This is a genomic window from Pseudomonas sp. PVC-5-1, assembly GCF_057444345.1.
Window position 1 is genome coordinate 3,400,028 of the sequence record NZ_CM172024.1, and the last position, 22,403, is coordinate 3,422,430.

21 protein-coding genes are annotated in these 22,403 nt (G+C 64.2%); 13 read left to right on the forward strand and 8 right to left on the reverse strand.

What is annotated here, in order from left to right; genetic code table 11:
• Nucleotides 1-80: 80 nt before the first annotated feature.
• Nucleotides 81-1,283, forward strand: coding sequence for an NAD(P)/FAD-dependent oxidoreductase (locus AC2T3R_RS15360; protein WP_486743875.1), 1,203 nt, complete (start codon nucleotides 81-83; stop codon nucleotides 1,281-1,283).
• Nucleotides 1,284-1,450: 167 nt separating this feature from the next.
• On the opposite strand, the gene AC2T3R_RS15365 is transcribed toward AC2T3R_RS15360, so the two are convergent.
• Nucleotides 1,451-2,857, reverse strand: coding sequence for a purine-cytosine permease family protein (locus tag AC2T3R_RS15365; RefSeq protein WP_410953633.1), 1,407 nt, complete (start codon nucleotides 2,855-2,857; stop codon nucleotides 1,451-1,453).
• Nucleotides 2,858-3,174: 317 nt separating this feature from the next.
• Between AC2T3R_RS15365 and AC2T3R_RS15370 the strand changes: the two genes are divergently transcribed.
• The 10 genes from AC2T3R_RS15370 (at nucleotide 3,175) to AC2T3R_RS15415 (ending at nucleotide 12,537) form a co-directional block, all read left to right on the forward strand.
• The gene (locus tag AC2T3R_RS15370) at nucleotides 3,175-3,660 is read left to right on the forward strand and encodes a flavin reductase family protein (RefSeq protein WP_003259250.1); all 486 of its coding nucleotides are present in this window, start codon (nucleotides 3,175-3,177) and stop codon (nucleotides 3,658-3,660) included.
• 75 nt (nucleotides 3,661-3,735) lie between these two features.
• Nucleotides 3,736-4,776 (forward strand): LLM class flavin-dependent oxidoreductase, encoded by a 1,041-nt coding sequence (locus tag AC2T3R_RS15375; protein ID WP_054572566.1) that lies wholly within the window; start codon nucleotides 3,736-3,738, stop codon nucleotides 4,774-4,776.
• A gap of 322 nt (nucleotides 4,777-5,098) precedes the next feature.
• Nucleotides 5,099-5,695: an amino acid synthesis family protein gene (locus AC2T3R_RS15380; RefSeq protein ID WP_003258678.1), complete on the forward strand. Its 597-nt coding sequence runs from the start codon at nucleotides 5,099-5,101 to the stop codon at nucleotides 5,693-5,695.
• A gap of 68 nt (nucleotides 5,696-5,763) precedes the next feature.
• Nucleotides 5,764-6,597 carry an alpha/beta fold hydrolase gene (locus AC2T3R_RS15385; protein WP_013973028.1) on the forward strand — a complete coding sequence of 278 codons (834 nt, stop codon included), beginning with the start codon at nucleotides 5,764-5,766 and terminating at the stop codon, nucleotides 6,595-6,597.
• On the forward strand, nucleotides 6,594-8,075 hold the full coding sequence (locus tag AC2T3R_RS15390; RefSeq protein ID WP_024087305.1) for an aldehyde dehydrogenase: 1,482 nt from the start codon (nucleotides 6,594-6,596) through the stop codon (nucleotides 8,073-8,075). The genes AC2T3R_RS15385 and AC2T3R_RS15390 overlap by 4 nt, the downstream gene beginning before the upstream one ends.
• Nucleotides 8,076-8,088: 13 nt before the next feature.
• Nucleotides 8,089-8,574: a flavin reductase family protein gene (locus tag AC2T3R_RS15395; protein WP_015270731.1), complete on the forward strand. Its 486-nt coding sequence runs from the start codon at nucleotides 8,089-8,091 to the stop codon at nucleotides 8,572-8,574.
• 187 nt (nucleotides 8,575-8,761) lie between these two features.
• On the forward strand, nucleotides 8,762-9,151 hold the full coding sequence (locus AC2T3R_RS15400) for a carboxymuconolactone decarboxylase family protein (RefSeq protein ID WP_008100863.1): 390 nt from the start codon (nucleotides 8,762-8,764) through the stop codon (nucleotides 9,149-9,151).
• A gap of 90 nt (nucleotides 9,152-9,241) precedes the next feature.
• A complete protein-coding gene (locus AC2T3R_RS15405) occupies nucleotides 9,242-9,988 on the forward strand; it encodes a GntR family transcriptional regulator (RefSeq protein ID WP_013973031.1) in 747 nt (248 codons plus the stop codon).
• Nucleotides 9,989-10,009: 21 nt separating this feature from the next.
• Complete coding sequence (locus AC2T3R_RS15410; RefSeq protein WP_013973032.1) at nucleotides 10,010-10,573, forward strand: NUDIX hydrolase; 564 nt, start codon at nucleotides 10,010-10,012, stop codon at nucleotides 10,571-10,573.
• Between the two features lie 182 nt (nucleotides 10,574-10,755).
• Complete coding sequence (locus AC2T3R_RS15415) at nucleotides 10,756-12,537, forward strand: ATP-binding protein (RefSeq protein WP_486743876.1); 1,782 nt, start codon at nucleotides 10,756-10,758, stop codon at nucleotides 12,535-12,537.
• Nucleotides 12,538-12,540: 3 nt separating this feature from the next.
• On the opposite strand, the gene AC2T3R_RS15420 is transcribed toward AC2T3R_RS15415, so the two are convergent.
• Nucleotides 12,541-13,173 (reverse strand): LysE family translocator, encoded by a 633-nt coding sequence (locus AC2T3R_RS15420; RefSeq protein ID WP_023660833.1) that lies wholly within the window; start codon nucleotides 13,171-13,173, stop codon nucleotides 12,541-12,543.
• A gap of 130 nt (nucleotides 13,174-13,303) precedes the next feature.
• The gene (locus AC2T3R_RS15425; protein ID WP_015270734.1) at nucleotides 13,304-13,918 is read right to left on the reverse strand and encodes a LysE family translocator; all 615 of its coding nucleotides are present in this window, start codon (nucleotides 13,916-13,918) and stop codon (nucleotides 13,304-13,306) included.
• A 112-nt stretch (nucleotides 13,919-14,030) separates the two neighbouring features.
• On the opposite strand from AC2T3R_RS15425, the gene AC2T3R_RS15430 reads away from it, so the two are divergent.
• Together AC2T3R_RS15430 and AC2T3R_RS15435 are read left to right on the forward strand one after the other, a co-directional pair.
• Nucleotides 14,031-14,483, forward strand: a complete 453-nt coding sequence (locus AC2T3R_RS15430) for an Lrp/AsnC family transcriptional regulator (RefSeq protein ID WP_015270735.1) — start codon at nucleotides 14,031-14,033, stop codon at nucleotides 14,481-14,483.
• 350 nt (nucleotides 14,484-14,833) lie between these two features.
• Nucleotides 14,834-16,246, forward strand: a complete 1,413-nt coding sequence (locus tag AC2T3R_RS15435) for a purine-cytosine permease family protein (protein ID WP_025338785.1) — start codon at nucleotides 14,834-14,836, stop codon at nucleotides 16,244-16,246.
• Between the two features lie 126 nt (nucleotides 16,247-16,372).
• Here the strand turns inward: AC2T3R_RS15435 and AC2T3R_RS15440 are convergent, their stop codons facing one another.
• The 5 genes from AC2T3R_RS15440 to glnT form a co-directional block, all read right to left on the reverse strand.
• Complete coding sequence (locus AC2T3R_RS15440; protein WP_486743877.1) at nucleotides 16,373-17,677, reverse strand: ammonium transporter; 1,305 nt, start codon at nucleotides 17,675-17,677, stop codon at nucleotides 16,373-16,375.
• A 166-nt stretch (nucleotides 17,678-17,843) separates the two neighbouring features.
• Nucleotides 17,844-19,169, reverse strand: a complete 1,326-nt coding sequence (locus AC2T3R_RS15445; protein ID WP_013973039.1) for an FMN-binding glutamate synthase family protein — start codon at nucleotides 19,167-19,169, stop codon at nucleotides 17,844-17,846.
• Between the two features lie 15 nt (nucleotides 19,170-19,184).
• Complete coding sequence (locus AC2T3R_RS15450; RefSeq protein WP_410953681.1) at nucleotides 19,185-19,859, reverse strand: GltB/FmdC/FwdC-like GXGXG domain-containing protein; 675 nt, start codon at nucleotides 19,857-19,859, stop codon at nucleotides 19,185-19,187.
• Between the two features lie 27 nt (nucleotides 19,860-19,886).
• Complete coding sequence (locus AC2T3R_RS15455) at nucleotides 19,887-20,792, reverse strand: class II glutamine amidotransferase (protein WP_410953680.1); 906 nt, start codon at nucleotides 20,790-20,792, stop codon at nucleotides 19,887-19,889.
• 66 nt (nucleotides 20,793-20,858) lie between these two features.
• The gene (glnT, locus tag AC2T3R_RS15460; protein WP_015270738.1) at nucleotides 20,859-22,193 is read right to left on the reverse strand and encodes a type III glutamate--ammonia ligase; all 1,335 of its coding nucleotides are present in this window, start codon (nucleotides 22,191-22,193) and stop codon (nucleotides 20,859-20,861) included.
• Between the last annotated feature and the right edge of the window lie 210 nt (nucleotides 22,194-22,403).

The window sequence follows — 22,403 nt, forward strand, 5'->3', positions numbered from 1 at the left end:
TACGATCAATACAGTCGTAGTTATTCGAGAGGCACACAACCCGCCCTCGAAGCCCCTTTCGAACCTTGCGGAGCACCTTCATGAAATCGAACATCCTCATCATCGGTGCCGGCTTTGCCGGTGTATGGAGCGCCCTGAGCGCTGCGCGCCTGCTCGATCAGGCCCAGCGTGCCGACATCAACATCAGCGTCCTCGCTCCGCAGCCTGAACTGCGCATCCGCCCGCGCTTCTACGAGGCCGACGTGCACGGCATGAAAGCCCCGCTGGGCGAGCTGTTCGAAGCCGTGGGCATTCACTTCATTCCGGGCAACGCCGACAGCATCGATACCGAAGGGCGCAGCGTCAGCTACACCGACGCCCAGGGGCACCGGCAACAGATCGCCTACGACCGCCTGATCCTTGCCGCAGGCAGCCAGGTCGCACGCCCGGCAGTGCCTGGCCTGGCCGAACATGCGTTCGATGTCGACCAGATGGAATCGGCCATGCGCCTGGAACAGCACCTGGTCGGTCTTGCCGCCCAGCCCGCTTCGCCTGCACGCAACACTGTGGTGGTCTGTGGCGGTGGCTTCACAGGTATTGAAACCGCCACGGAAATGCCTGCCCGCCTGCGTGCCATCCTCGGTGCCAGTGCAGCGGTGCGGGTGGTGGTGGTCGACCGCGGTGCGCAAGTTGGTGCGGCGCTGGGCGCCGGTATCACGCCGTCGATCATCGCCGCCTGCGAACAGGCCGGGGTCGAGTGGAAGGCCGGAGCCTCGGTGGTGGCTGTCGATGCCGGTGGCGTTACCCTGGACAACGGCGACCATATCGCCAGCAACACCGTGATCTGGACCGTTGGCGTGAAGGCCAGCCCGTTGACCGCACAGGTTGCCGGCGAGCGTGACAACTTCGGCCGGCTGAAAGTGGACGGCCACCTGAAGGTGCTCGGCCAGGACCATGTGTACGCGACGGGCGACACCGCCTGGGCCGCTGTGGACGAACTGGGCAACCACGCCCTGATGACCTGCCAGCACGCCATCCCCATGGGCCGCCACTCCGGCAACAACGCCGCGGCCGACCTGCTCGGTCTGCAGCCGGTGGTGTACCGCCAGCCCAAGTACGTCACCTGCCTGGACCTGGGCGAATGGGGCGCGACGTTCAGCGAGGGTTGGGACCGCGAACTGAAGCTGCACGGCCAGGAAGGCAAAGACCTCAAGCGCCAGATCAACTCGGTGTGGATCTACCCGCCAGCGGCTGATCGCGCCCTGGCACTGGCCGCTGCCGACCCGCTGATCGCGATCGTCTGATCGCAGCGAGGTGCAAGCTGAAACAACCGGGGCCACATTGTGGCCCTTCGCGGGCATGCCCGCTCCCACAGGGATAGTGCAGCCTGCAAGGGCAACATGAAACCTGTGGGAGCTGGCTTGCCGGCGATGGGCTGCAAAGCAGCCCCTGTTACAGCAACGCCAATCTGTCAGTCATTGACACTCACAACCCGCCCCGCCTTCTCGGCAGCCTTGCCCCGGGTCGCCAGGCAGTAATACAGCGGCACCGTCACCAGCAAGCCGAACAGCCACGACAGATCAGCCCCTTCGACGATATTGGAATACGGCCCCACATACAGCGACGTGTTGGCAAACGGCAACTGCACCAGGATGCCGCAGGCATAGGCAATGATCGCGTGGTGGTTGAAGCGGCCATAGATGCCGCCGTCGGCACTGAAGATCGAGGCGATGTCGTACTGGCCCTTCTTGATCAGGTAGAAGTCGATCAGGTTGATCGACGCCCATGGCACCAGCACCAGCAGCAGTGCCAGGATCAGGCCGATGAACTGGCCGATGAAGTCCGCCGAGGCATTCAGCGCTACCAGGCCGCAGCCCACCAGAATCACCGAAGCCAGCACCACCCGCACCTTGATGCTCGGCGTCCACTCGGCGACGAAGGTCTGGATCGCGGTGACGATCGACAGCACCGCGCCATACAGGTTGAGGGCGTTGTGGCTGATGATGTTGAGCAGGAACAGCACCATCAGGATCGGGCCCAGCCAGCCGGTGGCCTGCTTGACCGCATCCATTGCATCGGTGCCTTCCGGCACGCAAAGCACCGCCACCGCACCAAAGCTGAAGCACAGGATCGTGCCCAGGGTAGCGCCGAAGTAGGTGGCCCAGAACGGCTTTGCAATGCCCACTTCACGCGGCAGGTAGCGCGAATAGTCGGAGGTATACGGCGAGAAGCTGATCTGCCAGATGGTGCCCAGCGACACGGTGGCGATGAAGCCCGACAGGTTGAACCCGCCGCGGCTGAAGAAGTCGGCCGGCAGTTCCTGGGCGAACATCATGATGAAGCCGGCCAGCAGCGCCGAACCCATCACCCAGGTACCGATGCGGTTGAGGATGTGAATGAAACGGTAGCCGATCACGCCAATGGCGGTGGCACTCAGCGCACCGATCACGATCGCGCCGGGCATCGGCACGCTCGGAGTGATGCCGTGGATGGTCTTGCCCGCCAGGACGATGTTGGAAATGAAGAAGCCGACATAGATCAGCGCGGTGAAGAACACGATCAGCAAGGCGCCGTAGCGGCCGAACTGGCCACGGCTCTGCACCATCTGCGGAATGCCCAGCTGCGGTCCCTGCGCAGAGGCAAGGGCAATGACCACGCCCCCGACCAGATGGCCCAGCACGATGGCGACCAGCCCCCATAACAGGTTCAGGTGGAACACCTGGACCACCATGGCGCCGGTGACGATGGGCAGTGGCGCGATGTTGGTACTGAACCAGAGGGTGAACAGGTCGCGCGCCTTCCCGTGGCGCTCGGCAGGTGGAACGTAATCGACCGTGTGATTCTCGACAAACTGGTGTTGCGACGACGGTTGGGACATAGGATTCAGCTCGAAAGGTCGTTTTTATCTTTGTAAGGAAACCGCATCTAGGCGGCCTCTCAGCTGCGGACCATATTATGGTATTCCAAACTTTTGACAACACTGATCCGTAGGAAAAAACGCCCACTGATCCGCTCGCGCAACCCCTGCGGCAAACCGCCTCACCGCTCAAGCCCACGGTATACGGGGGCTTGAGCCGTTCATCGCGCAACACCCCCGCTTGAAAATTCCGCTTGCAAAATAGGTATTACGGTATACCATCAGACACATCAACGATAAAAATCGCGGACCACCGCAGCCCTATAGAGGTACACCAGATGATCGACGCAACCGTCTACAAGCATGTCCTGGGCTCCTTCCCGTCCGGCGTTACCGTCATCACCACCCTGGACGACGATGGCTCGGTCGTCGGTCTGACCGCCAGCGCCTTTTCCTCCCTGTCGATGGACCCGCCGCTGGTGCTGTTCTGCCCCAACTACACCTCCGACTCCTACCCCGTGCTGATCAGGCAGAAGCGCTTCGCCATTCATCTGTTGTCCGGTGAACAGCAGGCCGAAGCCTATGCGTTCGCCAAGAAGGGCAAGGACAAGGCCAGCGGTATCGAGTGGTCCCTGAGCGAACTGGGCAACCCGATCCTGGCCGGTGCCACCGCAGTCATCGAATGCGAACTGTGGCGCGAATACGAAGGTGGCGACCACGCCATCATGGTCGGCAAGGTACACAACCTGATCGTCCCTGAAGAGGCGCCACGGCCGATGGTGTACTGCCGCGGCAAGATGGCCAGCCTGCCGGCCTTTGCCTGAAGCCTATTCTGAATCGAGACCGCTGGTGCCAACCCTGCCAGGCGCCAGCCCCTTTCAAGCGTTGAGGAAAGCCCCATGAAATTTTCGTTGTTCGTGCACATGGAACGTTGGGATGAACAGGTCAGCCACCGCCAGCTGTTCGAAGACCTGACCGAACTGACCCTGATGGCCGAGCACGGCGGTTTCAGCACCGTGTGGATCGGCGAACACCACGCCATGGAATACACCATTTCGCCAAGCCCGATGCCGCTGCTGGCCTACCTGGCTGCGCGCACCGACAAGATCCGCCTGGGCGCCGGCACCATCATCGCGCCGTTCTGGAACCCGATCCGCGTGGCGGGCGAATGCGCCCTGCTCGACGTGATCAGCAAGGGCCGCATGGAGGTGGGCCTGGCCCGTGGCGCCTACCAGTTCGAATTCGACCGCATGGCAGGTGGCATGCCGGCCACCGACGGCGGCAAGGCTCTGCGTGAAATGGTGCCGGTGGTGCGCAAGCTGTGGGAAGGCGACTACGCCCATGACGGCGAAGTGTACAAGTTCCCCACGTCCACCAGCGTGCCGAAGCCCTACAACGCCGTACCGCCGATGTGGATCGCCGCCCGCGACCCGGACTCGCACAACTTCGCCGTGGCCAATGGTTGCAACGTCATGGTCACCCCACTGATGAAGGGTGACGAGGAAGTGCTGGACCTGAAGAACAAGTTCCAGGCCGCCCTGGACAACAACCCGGGCGTGCCACGCCCGCAACTGATGGTGCTGCGCCACACCCACGTGCACAGCCCGGCCGAGCCGGAAGGCTGGAAAGTTGGCGCCCAGGCCATCTCGCGCTTCTACCGCACCTTCGATGCCTGGTTCGGCAACAAGACCACCCCGGTCAACGGCTTCCTCGAGCCGAGCCCGGAATCGAAGTTCGCCGAAGTGCCGGCGTTCGAGCTGGAGAACATCCGCAAGAACACCATGATCGGCACGCCGGAAGAGATCATCGCGCGTATCAAGTACTACCAGGAACTCGGCGTCGACGAGTTCAGCTTCTGGTGCGACAACAGCCTGCCCCACGCCGAGAAGAAGAAATCGCTGGAGCTGTTCATCAAGGAAGTGGTGCCGGCGTTCGCCTGATTTCCCATTGCCTGAAACATTGCGGGACGCGCCCGCTCCCGTGGGCCCTGCGGCCCGCGTGAGCGGGCTTTTTTTTGAAGCCTGCACCGGCTTTTTCGCGGGCTTGCCCGCTCCCACAGGGACAGCACAGGCCATGAATGCCGTGCGATCCCTTTGGGAGCGGGCAAGCCCGCGAAAAGGCCAGTACAGAAACCGCAGGAATCAAGGCATCAGGCCACCTTTCGTCCCCTCGCAAGAGAAATTTCCAGCCACCTCTTGCACAACAAATATTATGGTATACCATCAGACAACAAGAGCTGATAACCCTCACCAGGAGCCACCCATGAGTTTCGAAATCCGCAAGATCGTCACCTACTCCGAAGAGACCCGCATCGAAGGCGGCAAGGCCACCGACAAGCCGGTGACCATGGTCGGCCTGGCCGTCGTGATCAAGAACCCATGGGCCGGTCGCGGTTTCGTTGAAGATCTGAAGCCGGAAATCCGTGCCAACTGCTCGGACCTGGGTGCCCTGATGGTCGAGCGCCTGACTGCCGCCATCGGCGGCGCCGACAAGATCGAAGCCTACGGCAAGGCCGCAGTCGTCGGTGCCGACGGCGAAATCGAACACGCCTCGGCGGTGATCCACACCCTGCGCTTCGGCAACCACTACCGTGAAGCGGTACAGGCCAAGAGCTACCTGAGCTTCACCAACAAGCGCGGCGGCCCGGGTACCTCGATCCAGATCCCGATGATGCAGAAGGACGACGAAGGCCTGCGCTCGCACTACATCACCCTGGAAATGCAGATCGAAGATGCCCCGCGCGCCGATGAAATCGTCGTGGTCCTGGGCGCCTCCGACGGCGGCCGCCTGCACCCGCGCATCGGCAACCGCTACATCGACCTGGAAGAACTGGCTGCCGAAAAAGCCAACGCTCAATAACAACAACCAAGACGGGCCGGGGCGTGGCGTGCTTACCCGCCGCGCCCGACCTTCAAGGAGCGCCCTCCATGATTCAGCCTGTCGCTGAACGCACACCCGCCGGCACCAGCTACCTGTCCGTCGGCCAGGGCCAACCCGTGGTACTGATCCACGGCGTGGGCCTGAACAAGGAAATGTGGGGCGGTCAGTTCGTTGGCCTGGCCAACGACTACCGCGTCATCGCCTACGACATGCTCGGCCACGGCCAGAGCGCGCTGCCAGCCGCGGACATCGGCCTGGAAGGTTATGCTGCGCAACTCGCCGAACTGCTCGACCACCTGCAGATCGCGCAAGCCACCGTGATCGGCTTTTCCATGGGCGGCCTGGTCGCCCGGGCGTTCGCCCTCGAATACCCACAGCGCCTGGCTGCACTGGTAGTGCTCAACAGCGTGTTCAACCGCACCCCCGAGCAGAGTGCCGGCGTTATCGCCCGCGCCGCCCAGGCTGCGCAGCTTGGCCCCGACGCCAACGTCGACGCCGCGCTCGACCGCTGGTTCAGCCGTGAATACAAGGCTGCCAACCCGGCGCAGGTCGCCGCCATTCGCCAGGTGCTGGCGAGCAACGACCCGCAGGGCTACCACACCACTTATTCGCTGTTCGCCACCCAGGACATGTACCGCGCCGCCGACCTGGCCAGTATCCAGGTGCCGACGCTGATCGCCACCGGCGAACTCGACTCGGGCTCCACCCCGGCCATGACCCGCCAGCTTGCTGCCAGCATTCCTGGCGCACACAGCGTGGTCCTCGCCGAGCAACGGCATATGATGCCGGTGGAAGCACCGCGCGAAGTCAACAAGATGCTGCTGGACTTCCTCGCGCAAGCCCGCACCCTCACCGAATCCGCCAAGGGGATTGTTGCATGACCCTCGTTCGTTTCCAGATGTGCATCGACGGCCAATGGCGCGATGCCCAGAGCGGCAAGACCTTCGACAGCCTCAACCCGGCTACCGCCCAGGCATGGGCGCAATTGCCCGACGCCGACGAGGCCGATGTCGAGCTGGCCGTGCAGGCCGCCCAGCGCGCCTTCGACAGCAAGGAGTGGCGCAGCATCACCGCCACCGCGCGCGGCAAGCTGCTGCGTCGCCTGGGTGACCTGATTGCCGAAAACAAGGAACACCTGGCCCAGCTGGAAAGCCGTGACAACGGCAAGCTGATCCGCGAAACCCGCGGCCAGGTCGGCTACCTGCCAGAGTTCTTCCACTACACCGCAGGCCTTGCCGACAAGCTTGAAGGCGGCACCCTGCCGCTGGACAAGCCCGACCTGTTCGCCTACACCGTGCACGAGCCGATCGGCGTGGTGGCCGGGATCATCCCGTGGAACAGCCCGCTGTACCTCACCGCCATCAAGCTGGCCCCGGCCCTGGCCGCCGGCAACACCATCGTGCTCAAGCCGTCCGAGCACGCCTCGGCGACCATCCTCGAGCTGGCCCGCCTGGCCCTCGAGGCCGGCTTCCCGGCCGGTGTGGTCAACGTGGTCACCGGCTACGGCCCCAGCACCGGCGCGGCGCTGACCCGCCACCCGCTGGTGCGCAAGATCGCCTTCACCGGCGGCGCCGCCACCGCCCGCCACGTGGTGCGCAGCAGCGCCGAGAACTTCGCCAAGCTGTCGCTGGAGCTGGGCGGCAAGTCGCCGAACATCATTTTCGCCGATGCCGACCTGGACAGCGCCATCAACGGCGCCGTGGCAGGCATTTATGCCGCCTCCGGGCAAAGCTGCGTGGCCGGCTCGCGTCTGCTGGTGCAGGACGAGATCTTCGACGAGTTCGTCGAACGCCTGATCGCCCGCGCCAGGCGCATCCGCATCGGCAACCCGCAGGACGATGCCAGCGAAATGGGCCCCATGGCCACCGCGCAACAGCTGGCCGTGGTCGAAGGCCTGGTGGCCGCTGCCAAGGCCGAAGGCGCCAAGCTGCACATGGGCGGCAAGCGTGCCGAGGTCGAGGGTGACGGCTGGTTCTACGAGCCGACCCTGTTCGAGTGCGACAGCAACTCGATGACCATCATGCAGGAAGAGGTGTTCGGCCCGGTTGCCGCGGTAATCCGCTTCAAGACCGAGGAAGAGGCCCTGGCCATCGCCAACGACTCGCAGTTCGGCCTGGCCGCCGGCATCTGGACCCGCGACCTGGGCCGTGCCCACCGCCTGGCCCGCGACGTGCGTTCGGGGATCATCTGGGTCAACACCTACCGTGCCGTGTCGGCCATGGCGCCGATCGGCGGGTTCAAGAACAGCGGCTACGGCCGTGAGAGCGGCATCGATTCGGTGCTGGCCTATACCGAGCTGAAGACGGTGTGGATCAACCTGTCCACCGCGCCGATGCCCGACCCGTTTGTGATGCGCTAAGAGGTAGCACGAGATGATCGAACCAGGCATCTACAAAGACGTGATGGGCTCGTTCCCGTCCGGCGTCACCGTGGTCACCACCCTGGACGCCGACGGTGGCATCGTCGGCATCACCGCCAGCGCGTTCAGCGCGCTGTCGATCGACCCGGCGCTGGTGCTGTTCTGCCCCAACTACGCCTCCGACACCTACCCCATCCTGCGTGACAGCAAGCAGTTCGCGATTCACCTGCTGTCCGCCGACCAGACCGCCGAGGCCTATGCCTTCGCCGGCAAGGGCAAGGACAAGGCCAAAGGCATCGAATGGCACCTGAGCGAGCTGGGCAACCCGCTGCTGGCCAAGGCCACGGCGATCATCGAATGCGAGCTGTGGCGCGAGTACGACGGCGGTGACCACGCGATCATCGTCGGCGCGGTGAAGAACCTGGTGCTGCCGGCCGAGCCGGTGACCCCGATGGTCTACCACAAGGGCAAGCTGGGCGCCCTGCCCCCCTTGGGTTGATAGACCGCGTTGGCTTCTTCGCGGGCTCGCCCGCTCCCACAGGTACTGCGCAGGTTTCAGCACCTGTGCAATCCCTGTGGGAGCGGGCAAGCCCGCGAAGAAGCCAACACCGATGACCCTGTTTTTAGGGGCCGCGTCATCGTCTCACCCTCGGTTGCGTCCCCTGTTTTATTTTGGAGTACTGCACATGAGCAATGAAAAGTACGAAAAAGGCCTGCAGATCCGCACCCAGGTACTGGGCGAGGACTACGTCAACCGCTCGATCCAGAACGCCGACGACTTCACAAAGCCGTTGCAGGAGCTGGTCACCGAATACTGCTGGGGCCACGTCTGGGGCCGCGAAGGCTTGTCGCTCAAAGAGCGCAGCATGATAAACTTGGCCATGATTTCCGCGCTCAACCGGCCCCACGAGCTCAAGCTGCACATTCGCGGCGCCTTGCGTAATGGCCTGAGCCGTGAACAGATTCGCGAGATCCTGCTCCAGGTCGGCATTTATTGCGGCGTGCCCGCGGCGGTGGACAGTTTCCGCCTGGCCCGCGAAGCGTTCGCTGAAGCCGATGCGGAGTCAACCCGTTAACACCGGGCTGTTCGAACCCACGCAAGGAGCACCCAAGGTTCGTGGTGCTGTTGCGGTTGCGGCCGGGCAGCCTCTTTAAGAGCGCACTTGATGAAACGCCAGCCACTCGACGACAGCTTCAAGGTCAATCGCAACCCCGTTACCCTGCGCGAAATCGTGCTCGACAAGCTGCGCGCCGCGATCATGAACTTCCACCTGCTGCCAGGCGATCGCCTGGTCGAGCGCGACCTCTGCGACCGCCTCGGCGTCAGCCGCACCTCGGTGCGTGAAGCCCTGCGCCACCTGGAATCCGAAGGCCTGGTGGAGTTCGCCGACGCCAAGGGCCCGCGCGTGGCCATCATCACCCTGGAAGACGCCCGCGATATCTACGAGCTGCGCTGCGTGCTCGAAGGCCTGATCGTGCAGCTGTTCACCCTGAACGCAAAGGCCAAGGACATCCGCGCCCTGGAGCGCGCGCTGGAGGTCAACCGCGAAGCCCTCGAGGAAGGCGAACTGCAACAGGTGCTGGACTCGGTACAAGGTTTCTACGATGTGCTGCTGGAAGGCTCCGGCAACCAGGTGGCCGCCCAGCAGCTGCGCCAGTTGCAGGCGCGCATCAGCTACCTGCGCGCCACCTCGGTGTCGCAGGAGAACCGCCGCGGTGCCAGCAACCGCGAAATGGAAAAGATCGTCGAGGCGATCAAGAGCGGCGACCCGCTGGTTGCCCACCAGGCCTCGGTTGACCACGTCCGCGCCGCCGCCAAGGTGGCCCTGGACTACCTGCGCCAGAAGCAGGATGACAACGTCAAGGTGCGCGAGATGGTTGAGCCCCTGGCCTTGAAGGACCCACGCATATAAGCCACCCACAGGCCACCGATCATGCCCAACGCCCCGCGCTACTGCCCGCACTGCACCACGGAACTGGCCCGGGGCGTTCCCACAGGCGACACCCACGAACGCCTGCACTGCACCGGCTGCGGCTACATCCACTACATCAACCCGAAGATCATCGCCGGCTGCATCATCGAGCGTGATGGCAAGTACCTGCTATGCCAGCGCGCCATCCCGCCGCGCCCCGGCACCTGGACCTTGCCGGCCGGGTTCATGGAGGCCGGCGAGACCACCGAGCAGGCGGCCTTGCGCGAGGTCTGGGAAGAAAGCGGCGTACGCGCCGAAATCGTCTCGCCGTACTCGATCTTCAGCGTCCCGAAGATAAGCGAGGTCTATATCATCTTCCGCGCCATCGCCACCGAGGAAACCGGGCAGTACGGGGCGGAAACGCTGGCCTACAGGTTCTTCGAGCCCGACGAGATCCCGTGGGATGAAATCTACTACCCGGCAATCCGGCAGATACTCGAGCGCTATATCCTCGAGCGGCAAGCCGGGGTTTATGGCATCTACATGGGCAATGACGACACTGGCAAGGTGCACTTCATTCGCTAGCTTGTACCGGCCCTATCGCCGGCAAGCCAGCTCCCACCTGGACCGCATCGACTTCAAGTCATGTGCAGTCCTGTGGGAGCTGGCTTGCCGGCGATAGGGCCGGTACAGCCACCAAAAATTCTCGCCAAACGTCTATTCTGGATGCACCCTTAAGGCCTTACGCAAAAGGACCAGCAGAGCACATGGCAAAATGGCTAGACGGCGGCGGTCTGATGGCCGAGCGCATCCGCAACCACGATTGGGCCGCCACCCCGCTGGGCCCGCTGGAGCACTGGCCCGACCCGCTGAAAACCAGCCTGGCGCTGTGCCTGGCCTCGCGCTTTCCGCAAGCCGTGCTCTGGGGCCCTGACCTGCTCACCCTGCACAACGACGCTTTCTCACAGATTCTCGGGCAGAAGCCCTCGGCATTGGGCATCCCCTTCCGCGCCGTGTGGCAGGAGGCCTGGGCCGACATCGGCCACATGGCCAACCGCGCCCTGGCCGGCGAGGCGGTGTACATCGAAGACTTCCCGCTCGTCATCGACCGCAACGGCGGCCCCGAACGGGCCTATTTCACCTTCTGCTACAGCCCCATCCGCGACCACGACGGCAAGGTCCTTGGCATGCTGGATACAGTCACCGAAACCACCGCCAGCGTGCTCGCCAACCAGCGCCTGAGGTTCCTCGACGACCTGGGCCGTGCCGTGGCCGACGCTACCGACCCGAACCAGATCCTTGCCACTACCACGCGCATGCTGGTCGAGCACCTGCAACTGTCGAGTTGTGCCTACGCGGTGATGGAGCCAGACGAAGACGGTTTCACCATCTGCGGTGACGCCGTGGCGCCCGGCTCGCCGCATCTGTTGGGCCGCTATCGATTGCAGGATTTTGGCAAGCTGGCGCTCGGCCGCCTGCGCAGTGGCCTGCCGTTGGTCATCCAGGACAACCTGAGCGAGCTGTCCCCGGAGGAAGCTGCCACCTTCCAGGCCATCGGCATTACCGCGACCATTTGCATGCCCCTGATCAAAGGCGGCCGACTGACCGCGCTGATGGCCATCCACGACAAGGTGCCACGGGAGTGGACCCACTATGAACAGACGCTGATCAGTGAAGTCACCGAGCGCTGCTGGGCGCATATCCAGCGGGTACAGGCCCACGCCGAGGTCCGCGAAGCCATGGCGGCACTGGAGGCGCTGAATGCCACCCTCGAACAGCGCGTGGATGAACGCACCAGCCAGTTGCTGCACACAGAAGCCGTGCTGCGCCAGACCCAAAAGCTCGAAGCCATTGGCCTACTTACCGGTGGCGTGGCTCATGACTTCAACAACCTGCTGACCATCATTCGCTCGTCGCTGCATTTTCTGCAGCGCCCCAACCTCGATGCACAGCGTCGCGAACGCTATCTCAAGACCATGTCCGACACTGTCGACCGCGGCACCAAGCTGACCGGCCAGTTACTGGCCTTCGCCCGCCGCCAGGCCTTGAGCCCGCAAGTGTTCGAGGCCGGGCCACGGCTGGAGGCCATGGCCGACATGCTCGACACTGCCACCGGTGCGCGGATCCAGGTCGAGCTGCAGTTGCCACAGGCGCCTTGCCATATCCGCGCCGACCTCAATCAACTGGAAACTGCGGTAATCAACCTGATGCTCAACGGCCGCGACGCCATGGCCGGCGAAGGCACCTTGCAGCTGCGCCTGCAGGCTGACCAGTCACTGCCCGCCCTGCGCGGCCAGGCGCCACAGCCGGGCCCGTTCGCGGCGATTTCGGTGAGCGACAGCGGTGTCGGCATTGCCACCGAACTGCTGGAGCGTATCTTCGACCCGTTCTTCACTACCAAGGCACCGGGTGAAGGCACCGGGCTCGGGCTGTCGCAGGTGTTCGGTTTTGCCAGGCAGTCCGGGGGCGATGTGCAGGTGAAAAGTGTGCCGGGCCAGGGCACCACCTTTACCTTGTACCTGCCCCAGGAGCCGCCGCCTGAGGCCTAGCGGTCAACGCCGCCCTTCGGCCAGCATGCGCACGGCCAGGCCCGCCAGCACCGTACCCATCAGCCAGCGCTGAACCTGCTGCCATAGCGGGCGACCGGCGAGGAATACGGCGATCGACCCGGCCATGATCGCGATCAGTGCATTGACCGAAACGCTGATGGCGATCTGCGTCGACCCCAGCACCAGCGACTGCAGCAGGACGCTGCCATGCCCCGGCTCGATGAACTGCGGCATCAACGACAGGTACATGACGGCGATCTTGGGGTTTAGCAGGCTGGTGGCAAAGCCCATGGTGAACAGCCGCCGCGGGCTGTCGGCAGGCAGGTCGCGAACCTGGAACGGCGACCGGCCACCAGGGCGCAGCGCCTGCCAGGCCAGGTACAACAGGTACAGCGCGCCACCGATGCGCAGCGCGTCGTAGGCAAAAGGCACGGCCATCACCAGGGCGGTGATGCCCAGCGCGGCGCAGAACATGTAGATGACGAAGCCCAGGGCCACACCACCCAACGAAATCAGCCCGGCCTTGCGGCCCTGGCAGATCGAGCGGGAGATCAGGTAGATCATGTTCGGCCCTGGGGTCAGGACCATGCCGAGGCAGATCAGGGCGAAGGTGAGCAGTTGCGTGGTTTCGGGCATGGGGCACATCCTGGTTGTGCGTTGAAGTGCTGCGAGTTTATCCGAGGCCATGCATGTCGTCTTTACCCTTGGCTCTCGCCTGCCAGGTTAACGCGGCAACCTGTAGGAGCGGCCAACGCACGCCAGTGAGTCAGCTGATCTGGCCGGCTATCAAGCCCAGGGCCACCGTGATCATCGCCACCCCCGACACCCGCCCGACCAGCTTCGCCGCCCCCGGCCGGGTGCTCAACACGGCTTTGGCGCCATAACCGACCAGCGAGTAGATCACCAACGAGCTGCACAGGTGCACCAGGCCCAGCAGCAAGATCTGCAACGGCACCGGCCAGCTCGACTGCGGGTCGGTGAACTGCGGCAACAACGCCAGGAACAGCAAAAACACTTTCGGGTTCAGGCCACTGACGCAAAACCCTTTCAATGCCCAGCGAGACCCCGACTCCCCCGCACCATCCTGCCCGGCCGCCGGCAAGGCCGGGCTCAGCAGCAGGTTGCCACCCAGCCACAGCAGGTAGCTGCACCCCGCCAGGGTCAGCAAGGTCAGCGCCAGCGGGTGGCCGGCCAGCAGGCTGCCGACCCCTGCCGCCACCACCAGGGTCGCAAGGAAATGCCCCGACAACATCCCCGCCACCGCAGGCATCACCCAGCGCCCCCGCATGCCGGCCGAAATGGCGTAGGCCCAGTCCGCGCCCGGGGTAATCACGAACAGCATCGACACGGCCCAGAACGCCGTCAGAACACTGAGAGCCACTTGAATCTTCCTTTTTCCACTGCTTTGGGATGACGAAAGATTACGGATTCCGCCGAGGGATTTTCTTTCGTATATTCCCCAACAACCTTCAATTACTGGAAGATCCTTCTCAATGGACAGGACCGATCGAAAAATTCTTGCCGAGCTGCAAAAAGATGGTCGGCTATCGGTGACCGAACTGGCCGACCGTGTGGGGCTCAGCCTGTCGCCCTGTCATCGGCGCTTGAAGGCGCTGGAGGAGTCGGGGGCGATTCTTGGCTATCACGCCCGCTTGGCGCCGAGCGCCCTTGGGTTGAACTTTGCCGCGCTGGTGTTCGTGACCTTGCGCGAAGTCACTCGCCAGCCGGTAGCGGACTTTGAAGCGGCGCTGGCCGAAATCCCGCAGATCGTCGAGGCGCAGCGGCTGTTTGGCGACCCGGATTACCTGCTGCATGTGGTGGCCAAGGATTTGCCGGCGTTCCAGAAGCTGTATGACGAGCAGCTGACCAGCATTCCCAATGTGAAACGGTTGAGTTCGACGCTGGTGATGAAAGAGGTGATTCAGGATCGGTTGTTGCCGATGTAGCGTTGTTGCCTGTGCCGGCCCTTTCGCGGGCCCGCCCGCGAAAGGGCCGGCACAGGCAACCATTCAGCTGCCCTGAAAATGCGCACACCGCACCACCACCGCCCACCACAAACTACCTGCCACCCCGCCAGCCCCTCTAGACCAAGCCCTCCCGCACCCTGGCACCCTCCTTGCTACCGTCGCCCGCTTAACCTTTTGTCAGCCTTAGGTTTTTTAAGGTTTATGGGCACATATTTACTAATTTCTCGTTATCCCCGCGCCCCGCATCATCGCTCCAACAAGAACGCGTCGCCCTTCGCCGGCACGCCCCCGGGCAGCTCCCGATGCCCTACCTTGCCTTGGAGTCAGTCATGACCAGTGCAGCCAATTCGGCACCCCTCATAGAAAAACACACGATCGGCTACGTGCCCCCGCAAGACCGCCATGGAAAGGTAAGGGATCTGTTCACACTGTGGTTCGGCGGCAACATCGCGCCGCTGCCCATCGTCACAGGCGCGCTGGGCGTGCAACTGTTCCACCTGAACCTGGTATGGGGCATCGTCGCCATCCTGGTCGGCCACCTGGTCGGTGGCGTACTGATGGCGCTGCACTCGGCCCAAGGCCCGCAGATGGGCATCCCGCAGATGATCCAGAGCCGCGCCCAGTTCGGCTCGCTCGGCGCGCTGCTGGTGGTGGTGATCGCCGGGGTCATGTACATCGGCTTCTTCGCCTCCAACATTGTCCTCGCCGGCAAGTCGCTGCACGGCGTGGTCGATGCCGTGCCGGTACCGGTGGGCATCGTCATCGGTGCACTGGGCTCGGGCATCATCGGCATCATCGGCTACCGCTTCATCCACGTGCTCAACCGCATCGGCACCTGGGTGCTGGGTATCGGCATCGTGGTCGGCTTTGGCTACATCTTCAGCCACGTGCAGAGCGACGACTTCCTCACCCGCGGCGGCTTCAACCTGGCCGGCTGGCTGGCCACCGTGTCGCTGGCGGCGCTGTGGCAGATCGCCTTTGCGCCCTACGTGTCGGACTACTCGCGCTACCTGCCGGCGGACGTGAAGGTCAGCTCGACGTTCTGGACTACCTACCTGGGCTCGGCCCTGGGTTCGAGCCTGTCGTTCATCTTCGGCGCCGTGGCGGTGCTGGCGATCCCGGCCGGCATGGACACCATGGATGCAGTCAAGCTGGCCACCGGTACCCTCGGCCCGATCATGCTGGTGCTGTTCCTGCTCAGCGTGATCAGCCACAACGCACTCAACCTGTATGGCGCAGTGCTGTCGATCATCACCCTGGTGCAAACCTTCGCCCACCGCTGGATCCCCACCGCCAAGAGCCGCGCCGTGCTGTCGCTGGTAGTACTGACGGCCTGCTGCGTGGTGGCGGTGTTCGCCTCGGCGGACTTCATCGGCCACTTCGTCGACATGGTGTTGGTGCTGCTGGTGGTGCTGGTACCGTGGACTGCGATCAACCTGATCGACTTCTATGCCATCCACAAGGGTGACTACGATATCCAGTCGATCTTCCAGGTCGATGGCGGTATCTACGGGCGCTACAACCCGCAGGCGCTGATCGCCTATGCCGTGGGCATCGTGGTGCAGATCCCGTTCATGAACACGCCGCTGTATGTCGGGCCGATTTCCGAGCATATCAACGGAGCGGACCTGTCGTGGCTGGTGGGGCTGGCGGTTACTTCGCCGCTTTACTGGTGGCTGGCCAGCCGTGATAGCGCCTACCGTCGCCGGCAGATGAGTGCCAAGGTGGCCATGGGGCACTGATTCAACCAGTGCCGGCCTCTTCGCGGGCTTGCCCGCTCCCACAGGGACACCACAGCCTTCGAGGCCGGTGACATTCCTGTGGGAGCGGGCAAGCCCGCGAAGAGGCCGGTACAGGCAACACATCAATCAGAGGTTGTAGGCCCGCTCATTGTGCTCCGCCAGGTCCAGCCCCTGTTCTTCCTCTTCCCGGCTGGCCCGCAGCCCGATGGTCAGCTTGATCGCCCCCAGAATCGCCCAACTCACCACAAAGCAATACACGAAGGTGAACGCCACCCCCTTCAACTGCACCAATGCCTGCCCGACCGGTGATGCACCCTCCACATAGCCGCCCAACGCAGGCGCGGCAAAGACCCCGGTAAGGATCGCGCCGACCATTCCGCCCACGCCATGCAGGCCGAACACATCCAGGCTGTCGTCATAACCCAGCGCCTGTTTCAACCGGGTCACGGCAAAGAAGCAGATGGCCCCGGTCAACAACCCGATCACCAGCGCGCCCAACGGCCCGACGAATGCACAGGCCGGGGTAATCCCGACCAACCCTGCCAAAGCCCCTGAAGCCGCACCCAAGGCCGTCGGCCGACCATGCGCCACCTTCTCGGTCAGCAACCAGCCGACAATCCCCGCACAGGCCGCCACCATGGTCGCCAGCATCACCACCCCTGCCGCCTGGTTGGCCGCGAGCCCCGAGCCGACGTTGAAGCCGAACCAGCCCACCCACAGCAACCCGGCGCCCACCAAGGTGAAACCGAGGTTGTGCGGCGGCATGGCCACCTGCGGGTAGCCCTTGCGCTTGCCCAGCATCAACGCCGCAGCCAGCGCTGCCACGCCGGAGTTGATATGCACGGCGGTACCGCCGGCAAAGTCCAGCACACCCCAGTTGACCATCAACGCCCCCGGCCCGCCCCAGACCATATGCGCGATCGGCGCGTACACCAGCACGAACCAGGCGGCCATGAACAGCAACGAAGCACTGAACTTCATGCGCTCGGCAAAACCACCGGCAATCAACGCCGGGGTAATGATGGCGAAGGTCAGCTGGAACACTGCGAACACGCCTTCGGGGATGGTGCCGACCAGGCTGTCATGGCCGATGTCCAGCATCAGCGCCTTGCCCAGCCCGCCAATGAAGCTGTTGAGGGTCAGCTCGCCCTCGACCATGCCGGTGGTGTCTACCACCAGGCTGTAGCCGAACAGCACCCAGAGAATGCCGATCACCCCGGCAACGGCGAACAGCTGGGTGAATACCGAGAGGAAGTTCTTGGCCCGCACCATGCCACCGTAGAACAGTGCCAGGCCCGGGATGCACATCATCAGCACGAACATCGCGGCGCAGATCATCCAGGCGGTGTTTCCGGTGTCCAGGGTGGCATCGGCGGCGTGGGCCCGGGTGGTCAGGGCTAACAACATTACAGCGAGGGTGAGGTGCTTCATGGAGTCACTCCTGTGTGAATGGTGGGGGTGCCCGGGGGCTGCCTTGCAGCCCATCGCGACACGAGGCCGCTCCTACAGGGGACCGCGCAGGCTCAGAGACGCGGTCCGCTGTAGGAGCGGCCTTGTGCCGCGAATGGGCCGCAAAGCGGCCCCAATTACCGATAACTCAGTACTGCGCCTGCCCCGGCACCCAGGCGGTCCCCGCCAACGGCACCCGTGCCATCGCCGCAGCCTCCACGGTCAACGCCACCAGGTCCTCCGGGTCGAGGTTGTGCAAGTGCGACTTGCCACACGCCCGCGCCATGGTCTGCGCCTCCAGCACAAGCACCCGCAGGTAGTTGGCCAGCCGGCGCCCGGCCTCCTCCGGGTTCAGGCGCCTGGCCAGCTCCGGGTCCTGGGTGGTAATGCCGGCCGGGTCGCGGCCGTTCTGCCAGTCGTCATAGAAACCGGCCGCAGAACCGATCTTCTTCAGTTCGGCATCCAGCCGCGGGTGGTTGTCACCCAGCGCGATCAACGCCGCAGTACCAATGGCCACCGCATCAGCCCCGAGGGCCATGGCCTTGGCCACGTCGGCGCCATTGCGAATACCCCCGGAAACGATCAGCTGCACCTTGCGGTGCATGCCCATTTCCTGCAGCGCCTGCACTGCCTGGGGGATGGCCGGCAGGATCGGGATGCCGACGTGCTCGATGAACACTTCCTGAGTCGCGGCGGTACCGCCCTGCATGCCGTCGAGCACGATCACATCGGCACCGGCCTTCACCGCCAGCTTCACGTCATAGTACGGGCGGCTGGCGCCGATTTTCACGTAGATGGGTTTTTCCCAGTCGGTGATCTCGCGGATCTCGGCAATCTTGATCGCCAGGTCATCCGGCCCGGTCCAGTCCGGGTGGCGACAGGCGCTACGCTGGTCGACGCCGATCGGCAAGGTGCGCATGCCCGCCACCCGCTCGGTCACCTTCATGCCGAGCAGCATGCCGCCACCGCCCGGCTTGGCACCCTGGCCGAGGACGATCTCGATGGCATCGGCCTTGCGCAGGTCGTCGGGGTTCATGCCGTAGCGCGACGGCAGGTACTGGTACACCAGGTGCTGCGACTGGCCGCGTTCCTCCGGGGTCATGCCGCCGTCGCCAGTGGTGGTGCTGGTGCCGGCGATGGTCGCACCACGGCCCAAGGCCTCTTTGGCGTTGGCCGACAGCGCGCCAAAGCTCATGCCGGCGATGGTCACCGGAATTTTCAGGTGGATCGGCTTCTTGGCGAAGCGGGTGCCCAGCAGCACATCGGTGCCGCACTTCTCGCGGTAGCCTTCCAGCGGGTAGCGCGACACGCTGGCACCGAGCAGCAGCAGGTCATCGAAGTGCGGCACGCGGCGCTTGGTGCCGCCGCCGCGGATGTCGTAGATGCCGGTTTCGGCGGCACGCTGGATTTCCTGGATGGTCAGGCGGTCGAAGGTGGCCGACTCACGCAGTACCGGGGGGAATTGCTCGCTCATGGGAATGCTCCTGGATCAGTACGCGCTGGCGTTGTCGACTTTGAAGTTGTACAGCTGGCGAGCCGAGCCGTAGCGTTTGAAATCGGCAGCCTTGTGGTCCAGGCCCGCCTTGTTCAGCAGTTCCTGCAGCTCTTGCAGGTGCTCGGCGCGCATCTCTTTCTCGATGCAGTCCGAACCCAGTGACTGCACCGAACCCTTGACGTAAATGCGCACCTCGTACAGCGAATCGCCCAGCGCATCGCCGGCATCCCCACACACCACCAAACGCCCGGCCTGGCCCATGAAGCAGCTCATGTGGCCGATGCTGCCGCCGACGACGATATCCACGCCCTTCATGGAAATACCGCAGCGCGCGCCGGCATCACCCTCGATCACCAGCAGCCCGCCATGGGCTGTGGCGCCGGCGGCCTGGGAGGCGCTGCCCTTGACCCGAACCGTGCCGGACATCATGTTCTCGGCCACACCGACACCGACGTTGCCATGCACGGTGACGCTGGCCTGCTGGTTCATGCCGGCGCAGTAGTAGCCGGCGTGGCCTTCGATATCCACGGCCACGGCGGTGTTGATGCCCACGGCCAGGTTGTGCTTGCCGTCGGGGTGGGTCACCCGCCATTCGTGGTCCTGCACCTCACCGTGCAGGGACTGGTTGAGGACACGCACCGAGGTGCTGGAAAGGTCGATCGTATTCATGTGGTTCTCCAGTGGTTCGGTGGCAGGTCAGGCGCTTTCGCGTTCCCAGACGTACAGGGTGGCCGGCGCCGGTTCCCAGACCTTGGCGTTCTCGATGCCCGGCAGGCTGGCCAGTGCCTGGTACTCCGAGGCCATGGCCACGTAGTCGTCGGTCTCGGCCAGCACGGCGGGCTTGCAGGCGATCGGGTCGCGGATCACGGCAAAGCCATTGCGGGTGCCGATGGCGAAGGTGAAGAAGCCGTCCAGGTCTTCCAGGGCGCCATCCAGGGCCTGGGCCAGGCTGTCGCCCTGCTGCAGGCGCCAGGTCAGGTAGCCGGCGGCCACTTCGGTGTCGTTGTCGGTCTCGAAGCTGATGCCTTCGCGCTTGAGCTCCTGGCGCAGGCGGAAGTGGTTGGACAGCGAGCCGTTGTGCACCAGGCACAGGTCGGCGCCGGTGGAGAACGGGTGGCTGCCCTCCATGGTCACGGCGCTTTCGGTGGCCATGCGGGTATGGCCGATGATGTGGCTGCCTTTCATGCCGGCCAGGCCGAAGCGGCTGGAGATTTCCGCCGGCAGGCCCATGCCCTTGAGGATCTCGATGCTCTGCCCGGCGCTCATGATGCGCACGTCAGGGGCCAGTTCGCTCAGGGCCTGGCGGGCCGTCGCCTCGCAGGTGTGTACCTTGAGCACGGCAGCGCTGGCGTTCTGGAACCAGTCCAGCGAGCAGCCCAGGCGCCCTTCCAGCTGGCCCATCAGGGCCGCCCAGGGGTAGTTGACGTCAGTGGCCTGCAGGGTCAGCTTGACCCAGCCATCGGCCACTTCGTCGCCGTAGATGGCAAAGCCGGCGCTGTCCGGGCCACGGTCGGTCATGGCTTCGAGCATGGGTTCGAAGAGCTTGCCGAGCTGGGCTTCCAGCTCGGTTTTTTTCAGGTACAGACCTACGATTCCACACATGATGATGCTCCTTACTAGGCAGTGGGCGACCGCTTTCGTGCTGGCTGCCCAAGGGATTGGGGGCGCTCAGAAGAATTCGGTGTAACGCTGGATTTCCCAGTCGGAGACGTGGCGGCAGTACTCCACCCACTCCATGCGCTTGAGCTTGATGAACTCATCGACGATCTCGGCGCCCAGCACTTCGCGGAACAGCGGGTCGGCCTCCAGGGCGTCGGCGGCTTCCTTCAACGACTGCGGCAGGGTCTTGATGCCACGTGCGGCAATCTCTTCCAGGCTCAGGTTGTAGAGGTTCTCGTTGCACATCTCGCCCGGCTCCAGTTGGCGGTCGATGCCATCGAGGCCGGCGGCAATGATCGCGGCGGTGACCAGGTACGGGTTGCAGCCAGCGTCCGGCAGGCGGAACTCCAGGCGGCCATAGGGGATGCGCACCATCGCCGAGCGGTTGTTGGCGCCGTAGGCGACAAACGCCGGGGCCCAGGTGGCGCCGGAAAGCGAGCGGCCTACCACCAGGCGCTTGTACGAGTTGACCGTGGGCGCGGCGAAGGCGCACAGCGCCGGGCCATGGGCCAGCAGGCCTGCAGCAAAGTGGTAGGCCAGCTTCGACAGGCCCATGCCGCTGCTGTCGGACGGGTCATGGAACAGGTTCTTGTTGGTGCTGCTGGCCAGCGACAGGTGGAAGTGCATGCCATTGCCGGCGCGCTTGGGGTCGGGCTTGGGCATGAACGAACAGATCATGCCCAGGTCGTTGGCGATCTCGCCGGCGGCCATGCGGAAGAAGGTGAAGCGGTCGGCCGACTCCATGGCGTCGCTGTAGGTGTAGTTGATCTCGAACTGGCCGTTGGCGTCCTCGTGATCGATCTGGTAGATGTCGAAGCCCACCGGCTGCAAGGCCTCGGTCAGGCGCTCGAGGAACAGCCGCGAACGCGACAGGCCCTTGTAGTCGTAGCACGGCTTGTCGAGATTGTCGGAGGCATCCACCAGTTGCAGCTTGCCATCCTCGTCGCGGCGGAACAGGCTGAATTCGGGTTCCAGGCCGGTGTTCAGGGTCCAGCCCTTGTCGGCCAGGCGCTGCACCTGCTGCTGCAACACATAACGGCTGTCGTAGGGCCAGGGTTGGCCGTTCACGTGGCCTACGCACACCACCCGGCCGTAGCCGGGCTGCCACGGTACCGGGATCAAGGTGGAAAGGTCGCCGCGGGCCATGAAGTCGGGGCCGTGCGGCTCCATGCCCATGCCGCAGATGGCGAACCCGGCAAAGCCGGCGCCCTCCTCGGCCACCATCTTCAGGCCCGAGACCGGCACCGATTTGGTCTTCGCCGAGCCATGGATATCGACGAACTGTGCCAGCACGTATTTGATGCCGTGCTGATCAAGGGTGCGCTGGGTTTCTGCTGGCAACATGGGTTGAACACTCCTGGGCAAGGGGCAATGATTCCGCATGAGAAACTTACTTTCCTCACAGGAATGCAATGGGCTTGCCAACTTTGTTCAGAGTGCAACCTTGTGTTGCCTGTTCGGGCCTCTTCGCGGGCACGCCCGCTCCCACAGAGTTCGCCGCATAGCCCTGTGGGAGCGGGCGTGCCCGCGAAGAGGCCGGTACGGGCAGCACAA

Excerpts from the sequence above, each read along its gene's own strand:
- AC2T3R_RS15360 (WP_486743875.1), top strand. The coding sequence starts at position 81 with ATGAAATCGAACATCCTCATCATCGGTGCCGGCTTTGCCGGTGTATGG.
- AC2T3R_RS15455 (WP_410953680.1), bottom strand. The coding sequence starts at position 20,792 with ATGTGTGGAATCGTAGGTCTGTACCTGAAAAAAACCGAGCTGGAAGCC.
- AC2T3R_RS15370 (WP_003259250.1), top strand. The coding sequence starts at position 3,175 with ATGATCGACGCAACCGTCTACAAGCATGTCCTGGGCTCCTTCCCGTCC.
- glnT (WP_015270738.1), bottom strand. The coding sequence starts at position 22,193 with ATGTTGCCAGCAGAAACCCAGCGCACCCTTGATCAGCACGGCATCAAA.
- AC2T3R_RS15390 (WP_024087305.1), top strand. The coding sequence starts at position 6,594 with ATGACCCTCGTTCGTTTCCAGATGTGCATCGACGGCCAATGGCGCGAT.
- AC2T3R_RS15365 (WP_410953633.1), bottom strand. The coding sequence starts at position 2,857 with ATGTCCCAACCGTCGTCGCAACACCAGTTTGTCGAGAATCACACGGTC.
- AC2T3R_RS15415 (WP_486743876.1), top strand. The coding sequence starts at position 10,756 with ATGGCAAAATGGCTAGACGGCGGCGGTCTGATGGCCGAGCGCATCCGC.
- AC2T3R_RS15420 (WP_023660833.1), bottom strand. The coding sequence starts at position 13,173 with ATGCCCGAAACCACGCAACTGCTCACCTTCGCCCTGATCTGCCTCGGC.
- AC2T3R_RS15450 (WP_410953681.1), bottom strand. The coding sequence starts at position 19,859 with ATGAATACGATCGACCTTTCCAGCACCTCGGTGCGTGTCCTCAACCAG.
- AC2T3R_RS15375 (WP_054572566.1), top strand. The coding sequence starts at position 3,736 with ATGAAATTTTCGTTGTTCGTGCACATGGAACGTTGGGATGAACAGGTC.
- AC2T3R_RS15445 (WP_013973039.1), bottom strand. The coding sequence starts at position 19,169 with ATGAGCGAGCAATTCCCCCCGGTACTGCGTGAGTCGGCCACCTTCGAC.
- AC2T3R_RS15435 (WP_025338785.1), top strand. The coding sequence starts at position 14,834 with ATGACCAGTGCAGCCAATTCGGCACCCCTCATAGAAAAACACACGATC.
- AC2T3R_RS15405 (WP_013973031.1), top strand. The coding sequence starts at position 9,242 with ATGAAACGCCAGCCACTCGACGACAGCTTCAAGGTCAATCGCAACCCC.
- AC2T3R_RS15430 (WP_015270735.1), top strand. The coding sequence starts at position 14,031 with ATGGACAGGACCGATCGAAAAATTCTTGCCGAGCTGCAAAAAGATGGT.
- AC2T3R_RS15380 (WP_003258678.1), top strand. The coding sequence starts at position 5,099 with ATGAGTTTCGAAATCCGCAAGATCGTCACCTACTCCGAAGAGACCCGC.
- AC2T3R_RS15395 (WP_015270731.1), top strand. The coding sequence starts at position 8,089 with ATGATCGAACCAGGCATCTACAAAGACGTGATGGGCTCGTTCCCGTCC.
- AC2T3R_RS15440 (WP_486743877.1), bottom strand. The coding sequence starts at position 17,677 with ATGAAGCACCTCACCCTCGCTGTAATGTTGTTAGCCCTGACCACCCGG.
- AC2T3R_RS15385 (WP_013973028.1), top strand. The coding sequence starts at position 5,764 with ATGATTCAGCCTGTCGCTGAACGCACACCCGCCGGCACCAGCTACCTG.
- AC2T3R_RS15400 (WP_008100863.1), top strand. The coding sequence starts at position 8,762 with ATGAGCAATGAAAAGTACGAAAAAGGCCTGCAGATCCGCACCCAGGTA.
- AC2T3R_RS15410 (WP_013973032.1), top strand. The coding sequence starts at position 10,010 with ATGCCCAACGCCCCGCGCTACTGCCCGCACTGCACCACGGAACTGGCC.